Annotated in this window: 16 protein-coding genes and 1 tRNA gene; 7 read left to right on the plus strand and 10 right to left on the minus strand. The window is 32.9% G+C overall.

What is annotated here, in order from left to right; genetic code table 11:
* Positions 1–27: 27 nt before the first annotated feature.
* From OZP10_RS13390 to OZP10_RS13400, 3 genes are all read left to right on the plus strand, one after another.
* Positions 28–507, plus strand: coding sequence for a hypothetical protein (locus OZP10_RS13390; protein ID WP_281631329.1), 480 nt, complete (start codon positions 28–30; stop codon positions 505–507).
* A gap of 77 nt (positions 508–584) precedes the next feature.
* Complete coding sequence (locus OZP10_RS13395) at positions 585–1,655, plus strand: hypothetical protein (RefSeq protein WP_281631330.1); 1,071 nt, start codon at positions 585–587, stop codon at positions 1,653–1,655.
* A gap of 190 nt (positions 1,656–1,845) precedes the next feature.
* A complete protein-coding gene (locus tag OZP10_RS13400) occupies positions 1,846–2,133 on the plus strand; it encodes a hypothetical protein (RefSeq protein WP_281631331.1) in 288 nt (95 codons plus the stop codon).
* Positions 2,134–2,165: 32 nt separating this feature from the next.
* On the opposite strand, the gene OZP10_RS13405 is transcribed toward OZP10_RS13400, so the two are convergent.
* The 7 genes from OZP10_RS13405 to OZP10_RS13435 form a co-directional block, all read right to left on the minus strand.
* Positions 2,166–2,585 carry an arsenate reductase ArsC gene (locus OZP10_RS13405; protein WP_281631332.1) on the minus strand — a complete coding sequence of 140 codons (420 nt, stop codon included), beginning with the start codon at positions 2,583–2,585 and terminating at the stop codon, positions 2,166–2,168.
* 130 nt (positions 2,586–2,715) lie between these two features.
* On the minus strand, positions 2,716–3,189 hold the full coding sequence (locus tag OZP10_RS13410) for a DUF6428 family protein (RefSeq protein WP_281631333.1): 474 nt from the start codon (positions 3,187–3,189) through the stop codon (positions 2,716–2,718).
* A gap of 59 nt (positions 3,190–3,248) precedes the next feature.
* Positions 3,249–3,575, minus strand: coding sequence for an ArsR/SmtB family transcription factor (locus OZP10_RS13415; RefSeq protein ID WP_111362835.1), 327 nt, complete (start codon positions 3,573–3,575; stop codon positions 3,249–3,251).
* A gap of 123 nt (positions 3,576–3,698) precedes the next feature.
* A complete protein-coding gene (locus OZP10_RS13420) occupies positions 3,699–4,799 on the minus strand; it encodes a DUF1254 domain-containing protein (RefSeq protein ID WP_281631334.1) in 1,101 nt (366 codons plus the stop codon).
* Positions 4,800–4,857: 58 nt separating this feature from the next.
* Positions 4,858–6,258 (minus strand): DUF1254 domain-containing protein, encoded by a 1,401-nt coding sequence (locus OZP10_RS13425; RefSeq protein ID WP_281631335.1) that lies wholly within the window; start codon positions 6,256–6,258, stop codon positions 4,858–4,860.
* A 183-nt stretch (positions 6,259–6,441) separates the two neighbouring features.
* Positions 6,442–7,539 carry an exopolyphosphatase gene (locus OZP10_RS13430; protein ID WP_281631336.1) on the minus strand — a complete coding sequence of 366 codons (1,098 nt, stop codon included), beginning with the start codon at positions 7,537–7,539 and terminating at the stop codon, positions 6,442–6,444.
* 332 nt (positions 7,540–7,871) lie between these two features.
* Positions 7,872–8,408 carry a porin family protein gene (locus tag OZP10_RS13435; RefSeq protein WP_281631337.1) on the minus strand — a complete coding sequence of 179 codons (537 nt, stop codon included), beginning with the start codon at positions 8,406–8,408 and terminating at the stop codon, positions 7,872–7,874.
* A 433-nt stretch (positions 8,409–8,841) separates the two neighbouring features.
* Here OZP10_RS13435 and OZP10_RS13440 point away from each other — a divergent pair, with 433 nt between their 5' ends.
* Positions 8,842–9,987: a helix-turn-helix domain-containing protein gene (locus OZP10_RS13440; RefSeq protein WP_281631338.1), complete on the plus strand. Its 1,146-nt coding sequence runs from the start codon at positions 8,842–8,844 to the stop codon at positions 9,985–9,987.
* Between the two features lie 120 nt (positions 9,988–10,107).
* Here OZP10_RS13440 and OZP10_RS13445 read toward each other — a convergent pair whose 3' ends face one another.
* Positions 10,108–10,872, minus strand: a complete 765-nt coding sequence (locus OZP10_RS13445; RefSeq protein WP_281631339.1) for a ThuA domain-containing protein — start codon at positions 10,870–10,872, stop codon at positions 10,108–10,110.
* 268 nt (positions 10,873–11,140) lie between these two features.
* On the opposite strand from OZP10_RS13445, the gene OZP10_RS13450 reads away from it, so the two are divergent.
* Entirely contained in the window at positions 11,141–11,539 is a 399-nt protein-coding gene (locus OZP10_RS13450) for a hypothetical protein (RefSeq protein WP_281631340.1), read from the plus strand.
* A 174-nt stretch (positions 11,540–11,713) separates the two neighbouring features.
* Here OZP10_RS13450 and OZP10_RS13455 read toward each other — a convergent pair whose 3' ends face one another.
* Both OZP10_RS13455 and OZP10_RS13460 read right to left on the minus strand, forming a co-directional pair.
* The gene (locus OZP10_RS13455; RefSeq protein WP_281631341.1) at positions 11,714–11,896 is read right to left on the minus strand and encodes a GIY-YIG nuclease family protein; all 183 of its coding nucleotides are present in this window, start codon (positions 11,894–11,896) and stop codon (positions 11,714–11,716) included.
* 127 nt (positions 11,897–12,023) lie between these two features.
* Positions 12,024–12,096, minus strand: a tRNA-Met gene (locus tag OZP10_RS13460).
* A gap of 117 nt (positions 12,097–12,213) precedes the next feature.
* Here OZP10_RS13460 and era point away from each other — a divergent pair.
* Positions 12,214–13,095 (plus strand): GTPase Era, encoded by an 882-nt coding sequence (gene era, locus OZP10_RS13465; protein WP_177210694.1) that lies wholly within the window; start codon positions 12,214–12,216, stop codon positions 13,093–13,095.
* Between the two features lie 242 nt (positions 13,096–13,337).
* On the plus strand, positions 13,338–14,648 hold the full coding sequence (gene der, locus OZP10_RS13470) for a ribosome biogenesis GTPase Der (RefSeq protein WP_281631342.1): 1,311 nt from the start codon (positions 13,338–13,340) through the stop codon (positions 14,646–14,648).
* Positions 14,649–14,732: the final 84 nt, after the last annotated feature.

Below are 14,732 nucleotides of genomic sequence, written 5' to 3' on the forward strand. Positions count from 1 at the left end.
TGCACAATAAACCTATAAAATAAAAATATGAAAAAAATACTATTTGTACTGTCATTGGCTTTTGGATTGAATGCCGCAGCACAGACTTCTGTTGACGAAATTAATTTAATCCAAGACCTTTATGGAAAATCGAAAGCCGATGTAGTCGAAGAATACTTAAACTTATCTGATGCGCAAGCTGCAGCATTTAAACCTATTTATGATAAATACGAAACGGAACGTAAAGCCTTAAGTCAGCAAAAGATTTTGATTTTAGAAGATTACGGAAAGAATTATGCCACTTTGAGTGATGCGAAAGCAACAGAATTAACTTCAAAGAATTTGAAATACAATCAAGAATCTGAAAAACTCCTTGCCAAAACACATTCTAAATTGGTGAAAGTTATTGGAGGAATAAATGCAGCAAAATTTGTACAGCTTGAGCAGTATTTACAAGTAACCATACGAGCAGAGATTCAAGATGTTATTCCTTTTATTGGAGAATTGGATAAAGCCAAAAAACACTAGCCGATTTCTGGGTACAGAGTAGAAAGTATAGAAAGAATCATTTTCTACTCCTCTTATTAATATTTTATACTCTTACTATGATAAAGATATTTACAAAATATTTGACAGTCGCATTAATCATGTCTGCCCAGTTGATTTTTTGTCAAGCTGAAAATGATGGTCCAGAACTTGGACTTCCTGGCGACAATCTTGATTTATATGCTGTGATGTCCTTGTTCCAGAAATCAAAAACTATTGAGGAATTTGAAAAAAATCTGAATCTGGAGAAAACAGGCATCAATAATCTGGATTTGAATCTGGATAAAAAAGTAGACTTTATAAAAGTAGTCACAAAGAAAAACGGTAATTCGTTTACGTTTATTCTTCAAGTTGCCGTAAACAAGAACGAAAACCAAGACGTTGCTGTTATTTTGGTCGATAAAGACAAAAACGGAAAGGTAAAAATGCAGATTGTGGGCGATGAGCTGCTGTACGGAAAAGATTATGTAATTGAGCCAGTTGCTAAATCAACTCCAGCTAAAACAGCAAATCCTGCTTATACAGGAGATGAACCCGTACAAAGCGCACCAGCTGTAACCGCAGTTGTAGTAGAAACGGTGCCAATTGTGCAATATGTATATTCACCAGCTTACGTTCCGTACTATCCACCATATTATTACGGATTTTATCCGCCTTATTTCGCTGCTTTCACTGTAATGGCAGTAGGAATTTATCGTCACAACCATTATTACCATCATCATGGTTATCATGGCGGGCATTATCATGGCGGACATAATAATGTATATATTAATAACAGAAACAGTTTTAATAATTACAACAACAATAGGTCGAGATCTACTACAGTGCGAGACAATTCGACCAATAATAGATACAATAATAATCGGGGTAATTCGCGTCCTTCTGCGAGCACACGACCATCAGCAGGGAATTCCAATCGTGCAGGAAATACTAGTGCATCTGGAAGAACGAGACAAAGTGCATCGCCAAGTGCAGGGACTTCGAATCTTAATAGAGGAAGTTCTTCAGGATCCAATTTTAATAGAGGCGGAGGTGCTTCGTCAAGACCAAGCGCTGGCCAAATGGGAGGCGGTTCTCGTAGTATGGGAGGCGGTGGCTTTGGTGGCGGAGGCGGCGGAAGAAGAAGATAAACGGCGTTTTTTATAATGTTTCATCAGAAAAAATGCGTAAGTCCTTTTGGGTTTACGCATTTTTGGTTTTTGTATTTGATGAAATTTTATAAAAAGAAGAATTTATTTTGCTGGTTATCATATAAGATAACCGATTAGTGAAAATATATTATGACATTTGAATTATTGAAAATGATATAAAATTCAAAGAATGAAAGTGGCAGAAATAGAGTACCTAAAAAAACAATCGGCTCAATATTTAAATATTTTAAAAACGGCTGATAAAGGTTACAACGCAGAAATCAATGTTTTAAATTACTCCGAATTAGGCTGTGTAATAACAAATATGCTAAAGCTATGTATTTTGGCTTTAGAAAATGAAAATCATAAAACCCCTTCAATAGATGTTGGATTGGTTTTAGAACAAGCGCTTCAATTATTTCCAACTGATGAAATGGAATTGTTGGATATTGTTAACGAAATGTTGGTTAAGGAATAAAAAAAAGCTTCAGATTGTTCTGAAGCTTTTTGTTATGCTAAGTTTTCTGCAACAAAATTTTTGCAATACTCTTTTATCAGCTCTCTAACGCTTCTAAACTGTTCCAAGATTTCAGAATCAGTTCCAGTCGCTTTTGCTGGATCGGGAAAATTATAATGAAATTTGACTGCCTTTGTCGGGAAAAACGGGCATCGCTCTTTAGCATTATCACAAACCGTAATCACAAAATCAAAATCGATATTAATATATTCATCAATATTATTTGATGTATGATTTGAAATATCTATTCCGTCTTCTTTCATTATAGAAATAGCTTTTGGATTAACGCCATGAGTTTCTACACCAGCGCTATAAACCTCAGCTTTATTTCCAGCAAAAAACTTCATGTAACCTTCGGCAATCTGACTTCTACAGCTATTTCCTGTACAAAGTATTAGTATTTTCTTTTTCATATTAAACAAATAGCCAAATGATATTTATAATGCAGAATTTGGGTTCAAAACCGAAAATAAGCTGCAATAAAATAACAGATGAGGTTATTACAATTGGTTTTTTGTATTTAAAGATTAGCCCTTTCATTTTTTAGCAGCATCCCGAATTTGGAGTACAGCAAGAAGCAGAGTCATTAGTTAATTGAGTACGATTGATCTTTTGCTTTTCTGCTGGAATTCCGCATGCATCTTGTGCTAAACAAGCTGTTGTTTTATTTTTTAGAATAAATGTTTTTCCATTAAACTCTAAATCATACTTGCCAATTGTATTACTTTGGTATTCCACTTCAATCTCTAAGTCTTCGATTTTTAATTTATCTTCAGACAGCTGAATGATGTTCAATAGTTTGTTAGGTTTTAAACGATGTTCAAAATCGTTAGCATCCCAAAGCTGAAAGTTTACTGCTTTTTCATTTCTGATTACTCCACCACAATCAATAAAATTTTTGGTAACTACTCCAACTTCTGTCACATGAAAATGTTCTGGTACAAAAGTTCCATTTTCTAATTGAAATTCCACATTATCTAATGTTGGCAAAATCTGTTTTACTTCTGATAATTTCATTTTGTTTTTATTTATTTGTTAATTGCAATATTGCGATATACTTAGTCAAAAAAAATGTTTTAGCAACATTTTGATTTTGAAATAGTTTGTGTGATGTTTAAAAAATAGGAGTTTAAAATGTCAATTGTTTTTTCGTCAATACAATAGCAAATGGCATTTCCTGAGATATTTCCTTTTATAATGCCAGCGTTTTTCAGCTCTTTTAAATGCTGAGAAACTGTAGGTTGGGCAAGAGGCAGTTCGTTTACAATATCGCCACAAATACATTCATTCACTTTTAGTAAATATTCGATTATAGCAATTCTTGCAGGATGCCCTAATGCTTTAGCAATTGTAGCAATTTGATTTTGTGCGTCTGTAAAATGTTCAGTCTTAGTTGCTCCCATATTAGATTATATTAATATTGCAATATTACGATATAGTTTTTAGATGATGAAATTTTTAACAGATTAATTTAAATAAAAAAGCTCCAGATTTCTCTGAAGCCTTAATTTTATTGATAATACTATTTATTTAACTTCAACTGCTTCAGGAAATTTCCATGAGCCATTAAGTATTTCTTTGTGCGGACGATAAAGTCTAACCCAATAATTCCAGCCAGCAGTAACCGGAATACAATTTGGTGTTTTTCCGTCACAACCTCCAAACTGAATAGTGATCGATCCGTCAGCATCTTTTTTTGCTGTAATATTATTTAAGGTATACATATTGAGATCGTTTTTCTCAAAATAACCTTCTTTATTGTATACACTTATAGACCAAAATCCATCTACAGGAACATTTTTTACTTTAAGTTTATAGACCGTTTTTCCGTCATTTTTTTTAGGATAAACAGAAAGATAAAGTGCATCTTTTTCTGGATTTCCGCCCCATCCTGTTGCGCTTCCTAATAAATGGCGTGTTTCATCAATTTTACCTTTTAAGCCAAACATTCCTTTTGTATCAGTTAATTTTTTAGAAACACCAATTAAAGAATCTCTAACTTTCTTTTGACTAACTAGATCCCAATTTGGAACCGAAAAAGTTCCTTTATCTTTTTGGCTAATTTTAATTGCATCTTGCAATGCCGTAACTTTCGGTAAATCATTCGGATCGTTAGGATCAATAAAAGTTCTTATTCCTAACATCAAATAACGTGTCCCGATTTTTTCCTTTGTAAAGGTAAAAGTTCCAGGAGCGTAGTACGTTTCAGAATATTGATCTTCGTCGATAGTCTGCATAGACATAAAACGTTTTCCAGGATCTGGCAGTGTAACAGTTATTGGTCCAGCATCGAGATCATAAACTCCAGAAGAATACAAGACATCTCGGTTAGCACGAATTACAGCTTGTTTGTCAATTGGCATTAAAGTTCTATAATGATGTATATTACCAATACCACCAGCATCTTTAACCGAAGTTGTAAAGTAGAGATCTGTTTCTGCGCGGTTAAAATTTGCAGCAGTAACAGGAACACTATTTTTTTGTGCGACTGAATCAGAAGTCACAGCAGTTGAATCTTTTAATGCAGAAGAATCCGTTTCTGATTTGCCGCTATTCTGTTTGCAGGAAGAAGTTAGTAACGATATAGCAACTAAAAATAGACCTGATAATAATTTGTAATTTTTCATATTATTTGAAATTAGAATTAGAAAAATGGTTATGATTTTATTTCTGTACTAATGGTTCTCATTTTACAATTTCCGGAAGAGGCATTTTCCAAATGTTATTAATAACATCTGGTTGCGGACCATAGATTCTCATCACAAATATGAATTTTTCATCTTTAGGTGTCGGAAGCCAGTTGCTTTCTTTGTCTTTTCCTGGTGAAGTGCTTTGCAGATAAATAACTAAATCTCCGTTTGGCTCATACTTTAAACCTTTGGTTTTATTGCCAATAGAATATCTGTTAATTGAATTTGGCACAAGAAAACGTTTAGGAAGATTGTACATCGTGATGCTCCAAAAGTATTTGGCTTCAGGCAGCTGATCTTTAGTAAATTTTAATACATATTTATTGTTTCCTAAAAGCTGCTGATTGTCTTTATCAACGTTGCTTCCGGTATAAACAGCTTCCTCTTTGGTGTTTCCGTAAATTCCAGCAGCTGCTGCAATTGCACGATTTAGAAAGTTATTTTTAAGCTCAGCGCGCGTACCAAAAAGACTTCCGGCATCTTTGACATTGTCTATTTTAGAGTTCAGTTCTTCTTTGGCTTCAGCAATTCCTTTTTCAATTGCTTTTATCGTTTCTGGCGAATATTTTGAACTGTCAAAAGGTTGTCCTGGCACAATTCCAATTTTGGCAAAACGCTTTCTCAGTTCTTTTTCGCTGCTGTCTTCGTTTGCATATTGTAATAAAGCATTTAGCGCACTGATAAATTGAAGCGAACCATAATCGCTTTCTTTCCAGACTGGTAAAGGTAGATTGTATTTTTTTACAGGAGGAGCGGGCTGTTTTGTGTATTCATGCAACGGAATTAATTTATATTGAGCCTGTATTTTTTTAAGATTTGATACATCGGCTGGATCGTGTAATTGAGTACGGCCTACAAGATATATTAAATTGGTTTCAGAATGTAAAACCTTATCAATGCCTTTAGGAGTTTCTCCTTTCCAATCTGGTCCTGCAATAAGATATTTACCTGCATTATTGCCAGTTGCTCGCGATCCTACATATTCAAAATTGAAGGTGTAGAGATCTACTAACTGCATTACATAATATCGATCGCTTTCTATTTTTGGCACTTCAAGAATAACAGGTTCGTCTGAAACATTAATTGGTGCCATTGAGTACGGAGTATCGTTATTTATGGTTATGATTAAAGTATCTGCGGGAGTTGCGCTTGCAGCTACGCTTTTGAATTTGTTAAATCCTGAATATTCTTTAGCTCCTTTGTTGATTGCACTGGAGTAAATAGCTTTGTAATTATAAAATATTGGATAGCCGTATATCCAGGCTTCTTTTGCAATAGCAGTTATGGAGTCAGTAGACATTGCATTTGCTGTTTCTTGATTTTCTTTTGATGGTTCTTTTTTGCAGGCAGTTACTGCTAAAAGTGTGACGATAAAAAAAGCGGTTAAATTTCTCATAATCGGGAGGTTTTATTTCATATATGATTTTTTCCTGATTTTTAAAATTAGAGTTTAAAAGAAAAATTATGCTTTTTTGATTGGCAAACATGGTTTCAAATTATAAGTTGCAACCATTTTGAGAAGATCGCATAAAAAAAGCCCCAGATTTCTCTGAGGCTTTATAATGTTGAAAAATACTTTTTAGAAATTAGTATTGATCTTTTTCGAACGATCTGCAATGTAAGAGATCAACCAGATTACCTGTCCTTCTTTTACAAAGTAGATTTTCTTTGTAGCATAGTCTGGAATACTTTCAAGACAAGTTACAAGAATGTTGTTAGCAGAAATTAAGTATTTTTGATCGTAAGTGCTTAAAACTCTTGCGGCCTCTTTGTTTGTTTTTGCAAGGTTTGTAAACTTACCGAAGTTGTTTTTAAGAACAGCATCATAATCGATAACATCTTGAAGAGTTAAAGAAACATAATGATCTTTATTTACATTCTCATCATAGAAAAGAGTTGAAAACGCCCAAACAGCACCACCAGATAAATATAGTTTATCTTTTTTTGCTAAAGGAGGATTGGCATCAAATAACTCTTTAGTCTTTTTGCGTAGAATTACATTATAGTCAAAAGATTTTTCTTGATAAGTCGACATATCGTTCACCTGACTTTTATTTACCACTGTCTTTTCTACGGCATCAGTAAGCGTCATTGTTCCAAAACTAAGTTCTAATGGAACAAATTCTAATTTACCGTCTTTAAGTTCGTCAATATAACCTCCTTTTGTAGTTTGAGCACCAATATCAAGAAGGAAAGCATTAGCAAAATCAACAGGAGGAATAGCACCTTTTACAAGTGTTTTTGCTTCCTCGTTAACGTCTAATATTTCTAGCTGTTTGCTAGTTAAAAGTGCGATTTTGTTTTTTAATACATCGATGTTACGGGCAGATGCAAAAACAGGAGCAGCTACAACAAAAATGTTTTCTTCAAGAATTTTGTTTTCGGCTTTAATTTTTTGCAATTGGTTGGTAACGATAACACTAGTTTTAGTGATATCTTCTGCAGTAAGTTCTCCATTAGCAGTAATATGGTCAGCAAACGGAATTCTTTCAGTCCAAAAAGAAAGGATTTTATAATCGGCTTTTCTGATGTTGCTTACATCAATAACTGAAACTTTTATGGCTCTACGACCAATTTCGATTCCTGCATAAATGCTTTTTTGTGAAAATGCAGTAACAGAAAAAAATAAAGTTAAAAGGGTAAAAAATAAAAATTTGGGGTTGTGTTTTTTAAGCATTGTGTTGAATTGTAGTTATAATATATTTGTTTTTAAGAGATTATAAAGTTACTTTTTTGTGGTATTGATGTGAAAATCACAATTTTAGAATGAAAACAAATGATTTCATTACGGAATTGCGAATTTAAGAAAACATTTAATAATATAAAATCAGTTATTGAGAAAACCTGATATTAAATTATTGTAAAGAAATAACGGGATTTATTTCGATAAAGTATATTAATAAAAAAAGCTTCAGAGAAATCTGAAGCTTTTTTTAAATCTATACTCATCGGTTATGACAATCTTCTTTTTTGAAGGAGTTCCAAGTATAAAAGCGAGAATATTAAATTTTAGAAAAAGAAGTAGCCAACAGATACTTGAAATACTCCATTTCTATTATCAGTATCAACCTTAGTTATTCCTAAGTTATATCTTGCACCAAAATTAAGTCCGTTTTCTAGTTTATAGCCTATGCCAAAATTAGCGCCAAAATCAAAAGTAGTGTATGAATTTGTTACTTTCACTCCTTCATTTTTAGCAGAAAGCAAAAAGCCAATTTGCGGTCCAGCTTCAAGACTCAATCCTTTTGTTACGTAATATTTTCCCATTAATGGAATATTCAAATAATTCATAGCAACGATATCATTATTGAAGGTATATCCTTGGCGAGAATACATTATTTCAGGCTGGAAGGAAAATTTATCAGATATTGGAATTTCTGATACAACGCCAACATGATAAGATGTTACATAATCAATGTTATTGGTTTTACTTCCATTAACAGTTGAAAAGTTTAAACCTGCTTTAGCTCCAAATTTAATTTCTTGGGCATTAACATTCGCAAATCCTAAAACTGTAAAAACAGCTAGCAATAAAATTTTTTTCATAAAAATTGATTTGAATTATTTGAAGCCAAAATTGATGTAAAAAAAAGTATAAAAGGTTTCAAAAGCTTAAAAGTGGATAAATTGGTACTTATTTACTGATGTTTTTATATCCATTAATGTAATTAAGAAAGTTGTCTCCAGCTAATTTGGTTCTCATTTGTAAAATATAGCCCGCGTATATTTCTAGCTATTCCTTAACTTTTTCTTAGCAACGCGAAACATTGAAATAGAGCTGATTTATTATAGTTTTTAAGCAATAATCAAATGATAACTTGTAATTCAGATCTTATTAATTGTCATTTTGTTTAGTTTTAATTGTAATTCCTTTAACAGTAAATAAAATCAATTAAGTATAGTTTCGTCATGGAAAATTATAGGTAATTACCTAAAAAAAAAGCAGAAACAGCATCGTAACTAAATACCACTATATAGATTGATCTTTACTATTTTTTTTAACACGGCAATTTTTCAAGGAATAGTTCTTGGAGCAATTATTTTAAAATCACCACTATTTAAGAGTAAGGCCAATAGATATCTGGCTTATGCAATATTTGCGCTTTCAGTGCTTATTGCCAATCTCATCTTCGAAATAATTGATCTTTACAGCAGCATGCCTTTTCTGCGTTTTCTGGATGATGTCGAATGGGCATTTCTTTTTCCGGTTCTGATTTTTATGTTTGTTATACATCAGGTAAACCACCCTATTAGAAATTCCAAAAAAATTCTATGGCTGTATGCTCCGTTTCTATATTCAGCTGTTACAAATGTTTTTTATGACTTTGATGCTGTTGCGCATATTTTTACAATTCCGCACTTTTTTAAAAGCATTTTAGAAACTATAGGGAGTTTTGATTTTTATCTTGTTTTGGTATTTATGCCTTTTATGGCTGTTTATACTTTCAGGTTTATTAAATTTTCAAAAGATAAACAGGAAAAGAAATGGATCACTTTTTTATGGTTTTTGGTTTATATATTAATGCTTTCCTGGATGGTGGCTATTCTGATGGGATTGCTTTTTGAATACGATCTTTCATATATTATGCAGATTCTGGCGTTGTTTGCCACATTTTTAATTCATTGTACAGCTTATTATGGTGTGTTCAGATACAGACTGGCTGACAATAAAATAGGAATAGAAGAACGGTTAAATAAAAAAACTGTATTAGATGATGAAATGCTTATCGAAGAAGTAACTCTTAAAAAAGGGAATGATGTAAATGGTTTAGAAATCTTTACAAAAGAAAACCCTTATTTTAAGAGACTGGAAATACTTTGCGAAGAACATCAGATTTATAGAGACAGCAATCTAAACAGAGAAAAAGTAGCAGAACAGCTAGGAATAAGTGCGGGATATGTTTCGCAGCTCGTTAATATGATCACAGGAGATAATTTTGCCAATTACATAAATAACTATCGGGTTGAAGCCGTGAAAGAAATGATTCTCGATTCAGACTATGAAAACTACAGCTTGCTGGCAATAGGATTAGAATCTGGATTTACTTCAAAGACAACATTTCATAACGCTTTCAAAAAATCTACAGGTATGACACCAAATAGTTTTCGGAATACCAATAAATAAGTTCGGATTTCTCTGAAGCTTTTTTGTTATAACTGTGGTATCTGTTTTTAAATTATTATATGCTTTATAAATGATTTATTTGTTGATTAATTTTTCAAGTCTTGCCATCATTTCATCTTTTTATCTGTCAATAGCGTAATTAATTCCTCCAAGCAAATGCTGTAAAAAAAGAGGGTCGCTGTAACTTTCAGAGCTGTGCCCTAAAGCAGTGTAAAATACTCTTCCGCCATCATATTCATGATACCATGCCAAGGGATGATTAGCGCCATGTTTGCCGCCTTTATATGAAGATTCATCAATTTTTATAAGAACGTTTACGTTTGGATTTACACATTTAAAATTGTACCATTCGTCTTTTCGTTCCCAAATTGCAGGAAGATGTTTTGTAGACAAATGTTCATGATCTACAATTATAAGTTTAGCATTTTGTGGTTCAGGATGTCCTTCAAAAATTCCGCCGATCATTTGCGTGTACCAAGACCAATCTGGCTCGCAGTTTGTAGCGGAATGAATGCCTACAAAACCATTTCCATTTTCTATGAATTTTTGTAAAGCCAATTTTTGGTTTTTGTCTAAAACATTACCCGAGGCACTTAAAAATATAACGGCTTGGTATTGCTTTAAGTTTTTTGAATTAATTGCCAGAGAATCTTCGGTAGTGTCTACAATAAAATGATTTTCCTGTCCCAGTTTTTTTATCGCTGCAATTCCAGCAGGAATGCTTTCATGTCTGAAGCCATTAGTTTTAGAAAAAATTAGTACTTTTTTAGTTTTATAAGAAGCGATCTGTTCTGTATTTTTTATATGGAAAGAAACTAGAAAATAGCTTGTTAGTACAATGAAGCTGAATAAAAATGATTTTTTTATTGAAAACGGGTGGTTCATTTTAGAAAAATTTATTTTGGGAAGATAGGAAAAAAATATTTCTGAAGGTTGTATTTACTCCGCTGTCGCAAAATGCTACAAACAAAAAAACAAGTGGTGTTTTTCTTAGTAGCGGGAAGAGGCTCCTCATTTAGTACCAAAAATCATAAATTTAATTATAGTCCTTTTGGCAGTTTGTGGTGGGGAAATTATATATTTGAAAATAAATATTTTGTGAAAGTTATCACACATATAATAAGTTATGTGTAAGCACAAAAAACAGAAACAAATGATTGTCAATACAAAAAAAAGCGATATAGAGAATTCTAAAAAAAGGAATATAATAGTTACAATTTTGCTTTCACTATTTCTAATAGCCGATTTCTATACTTTGAAAACAATTTTAGATTCAAATCCAGATAATGATTTAATTGATCTTGCCGAAAAAATAAATTACTGTTATGTTGTCTTCACGATTCTAGATTTGTTTTTTACATTTTTCCTTTTTAAATGGAAAAAATGGGCATTTTGGGGAACTCTAACAATTAGTGTTTTAACTTTTCTGCTTAATTTATATGTTGGAATAGGAATAATTGTGTCTTTTTTGGGGTTATCAGGAGTAGTACTTTTATTTGTTATGCTTCAATTAAAATCTGGAAATGTTTCAGGTTGGAGAAATCTAGAATAATGAAACCACCTCCAAAAGCATAAAATCCACCTCATAAAAGCACCACAAAGGATTTAGATTTTATCTAATAAAGACTAAAACAAAAAAGCTTCAGATATCTCTGAAGCTTTTTCTCTTAGTAGCGGGAACAGGACTCGAACCTGTGTCCGCCGCGGCGGATATGAACTCGACGGGTTAAATGTTAAGAATTAGATTTTTAATAAACTCTCTTCCAATTCCTGTCTTTAAATATTTTTCTCTTTTAATGGCTTCAAATTTTGAATTGAAGAATTCTACATGAATAACTTCCCACGGCCTGAATTTTGGAGTATAACCTTTTGTTTCAAGGAGGTTATGTGATTTAAATCTTTCAATCAAATTAGAAGTAAAACCAGTATAGGTTTTGTTGAATTTTTCAGCATAAAGAATTTAAACTACAAATTGATCCATATTGCAAATGATATAAAACAAAAAACACCACTTGTTGAAGTGGTGTTTTACTTAGTAGCGGGAACAGGACTCGAACCTGTGACCTTCGGGTTATGAGCCCGACGAGCTGCCTACTGCTCTATCCCGCGATGTTTCGGGTGCAAAGATACGCCGATTTTTGAGAAATCCAACGAAAACTTTAAAAAATGTTTTATTTTCTGTATTGAGTTGATATGACTACCTTTGCAAAATAAATAAAGCAAAAAATGTCACATAAAGCAGGTTTCGTAAATATTATCGGAAATCCAAATGTTGGAAAATCAACATTGATGAACGCTTTCGTTGGAGAACGATTGTCGATCATTACATCAAAAGCACAAACTACACGCCATAGAATTCTTGGAATTGTAAACGGAGAAGACTTTCAATTGGTTTTGTCTGATACTCCTGGAATCATCAAACCAGCGTACGAAATGCAGGAATCGATGATGAACTTTGTAAAATCGGCTTTTGAAGATGCTGACATTTTAATCTACATGGTCGAAATAGGTGAGCAGGACCTGAAAGACGAAGACTTCTTCAAGAAAATCATTCATGCTAAGATTCCGGTTTTATTGCTTTTAAATAAAATCGATAATTCAAACCAAGAACAATTAGAACAGCAAGTTACTTTCTGGAAAGAGAAAGTGCCAAATGCAGAAATTTTTCCAATTTCAGCATTGCAGAACTTCAACGTTCCAGAAGTTTTCGGAAGAATTATCGAATTATTGCCAGAATCACCACCTTATTATCCAAAAGACCAATTAACAGACAAACCAGAACGTTTCTTTGTTAACGAAACCATTCGTGAGAAAATCTTATTGAATTACGCTAAGGAAATTCCATACGCAGTAGAAATCGTAACAGAAGAATTTCATGAAACCGATTCTATTATCCGAATCCGTTCAGTAATTATGGTTGAACGTGACACGCAAAAAGGAATCATTATCGGACATAAAGGTGCAGCACTGAAAAAAGTAGGAACAGATGCCCGAGCTGATTTAGAGAAATTCTTTGGAAAACAAATTCACATTGAGCTTTATGTAAAAGTGAACAAAAACTGGAGAAGCAACGCCAATATGCTGAAACGTTTCGGATATAATCAATAGTTTATAATTGTTTCAAGTTTCAGGTTTCAAGTTAAACGTCAGGTATAAAACTTGGCACTTGAAACCTGAAACTTGAAACAGAAAATAATAAAAACTTAGGTACTAAGAAACTTAGCGTCTCAGCAACTTTTTTTAACTACCTTTGCAAAAAATTTAAATAAGGCATTTTGGATTACAAGTGATTAGGTTTTTAGGAAGCTAAGAATCTGAGATCTAAAGTCTAAAATCTAAAATTCAATAAAATGAGTAATAACATTGTTGCGATAGTAGGAAGACCTAATGTGGGGAAATCAACCCTTTTTAATAGGCTGATACAAAGAAGAGAAGCTATTGTAGATTCAGTATCTGGGGTTACCCGTGATAGAAACTATGGTAAAAGCGAGTGGAACGGAAAAGAGTTTTCTGTCATTGATACCGGTGGATACGTACGCGGAAGCGATGACGTATTTGAAGGCGAAATCCGTAAACAAGTAGAACTTGCTATCGACGAAGCCGATGTTATTATTTTTGTGGTTGATGTTGAAGAAGGAATTACGCCAATGGATGAAACTGTTGCAAAATTGCTTCGTAAAGTAACAAAACCAGTTTTATTGGCTGTAAACAAAGTAGATAACGCAATGCGTGAAAAAGATGCAGTTGAGTTTTATAATCTTGGTTTAGGAGATTATTTCACATTTGCAAGTATTTCAGGAAGTGGAACAGGAGATTTATTGGATGCTTTAATCGATGCTTTTCCAGAAAAACCAGAGGTTGAGGTTAAAGAAGATTTACCACGTTTTGCAGTTGTAGGACGTCCGAATGCAGGAAAATCTAGTTTTATCAATGCCTTAATTGGTAAAGATCGTTATATTGTAACAGATATTGCAGGAACAACTCGTGACGCAATTGATACAAAATTTGACCGTTTTGGTTTCGAATTTAACTTGGTTGATACTGCGGGAATTCGTCGTAAAGCAAAAGTAAAAGAAGATTTAGAGTTTTACTCTGTAATGCGTTCTGTACGTGCAATCGAACATGCTGATATCTGTATCTTAGTGATTGATGCAACACGTGGATTTGAAGGTCAGGATCAAAGTATTTTTTGGTTGGCAGAGAAAAACCGTAAAGGTGTTGTGATTTTGGTAAACAAATGGGACTTAGTAGAAAAAGACACTATGTCTACGCGTGATTACGAAGAGAAAATCAAAAAAGAATTGATGCCTTTTACAGATGTGCCAATTTTATTCGTCTCTGCTTTAACGAAACAGCGTTTATTAAAAGCGCTTGAAGCAACAGTTCAAGTTTATGAAAACAGAAAACAAAGAATTGCAACTTCAAAATTCAACGAGTATATGTTGAAAGTAATTGAAGCGTATCCGCCACCAGCAACAAAAGGAAAATATGTAAAGATTAAATATTGTATGCAATTGCCAACGCAAACACCTCAGTTTGTATTTTTTGCTAATATGCCTCAATATGTAAAAGAACCTTATAAAAGATATTTAGAAAATAAAATTCGAGAGAAATGGGATTTCGCAGGAGTTCCGATCGATATTTACATCAGAGAAAAATAAAAAAAAGAATCCCCTCAAATAGGGGATTTTTTTATGTTTGGTGTCTAGATAATTAAAGGATCAATTTTTTATTGGCATTATATT

It is taken from the genome of Flavobacterium luteolum (assembly GCF_027111275.1).
GTDB lineage: Bacteria > Bacteroidota > Bacteroidia > Flavobacteriales > Flavobacteriaceae > Flavobacterium > Flavobacterium luteolum.

Coding starts and splice junctions, on each gene's coding strand:
- OZP10_RS13390 (WP_281631329.1), top strand. CDS start 28: ATGAAAAAAATACTATTTGTACTGTCATTGGCTTTTGGATTGAATGCC.
- OZP10_RS13395 (WP_281631330.1), top strand. CDS start 585: ATGATAAAGATATTTACAAAATATTTGACAGTCGCATTAATCATGTCT.
- OZP10_RS13400 (WP_281631331.1), top strand. CDS start 1,846: ATGAAAGTGGCAGAAATAGAGTACCTAAAAAAACAATCGGCTCAATAT.
- OZP10_RS13405 (WP_281631332.1), bottom strand. CDS start 2,585: ATGAAAAAGAAAATACTAATACTTTGTACAGGAAATAGCTGTAGAAGT.
- OZP10_RS13410 (WP_281631333.1), bottom strand. CDS start 3,189: ATGAAATTATCAGAAGTAAAACAGATTTTGCCAACATTAGATAATGTG.
- OZP10_RS13415 (WP_111362835.1), bottom strand. CDS start 3,575: ATGGGAGCAACTAAGACTGAACATTTTACAGACGCACAAAATCAAATT.
- OZP10_RS13420 (WP_281631334.1), bottom strand. CDS start 4,799: ATGAAAAATTACAAATTATTATCAGGTCTATTTTTAGTTGCTATATCG.
- OZP10_RS13425 (WP_281631335.1), bottom strand. CDS start 6,258: ATGAGAAATTTAACCGCTTTTTTTATCGTCACACTTTTAGCAGTAACT.
- OZP10_RS13430 (WP_281631336.1), bottom strand. CDS start 7,539: ATGCTTAAAAAACACAACCCCAAATTTTTATTTTTTACCCTTTTAACT.
- OZP10_RS13435 (WP_281631337.1), bottom strand. CDS start 8,408: ATGAAAAAAATTTTATTGCTAGCTGTTTTTACAGTTTTAGGATTTGCG.
- OZP10_RS13445 (WP_281631339.1), bottom strand. CDS start 10,872: ATGAACCACCCGTTTTCAATAAAAAAATCATTTTTATTCAGCTTCATT.
- OZP10_RS13450 (WP_281631340.1), top strand. CDS start 11,141: ATGATTGTCAATACAAAAAAAAGCGATATAGAGAATTCTAAAAAAAGG.
- era (WP_177210694.1), top strand. CDS start 12,214: ATGTCACATAAAGCAGGTTTCGTAAATATTATCGGAAATCCAAATGTT.
- der (WP_281631342.1), top strand. CDS start 13,338: ATGAGTAATAACATTGTTGCGATAGTAGGAAGACCTAATGTGGGGAAA.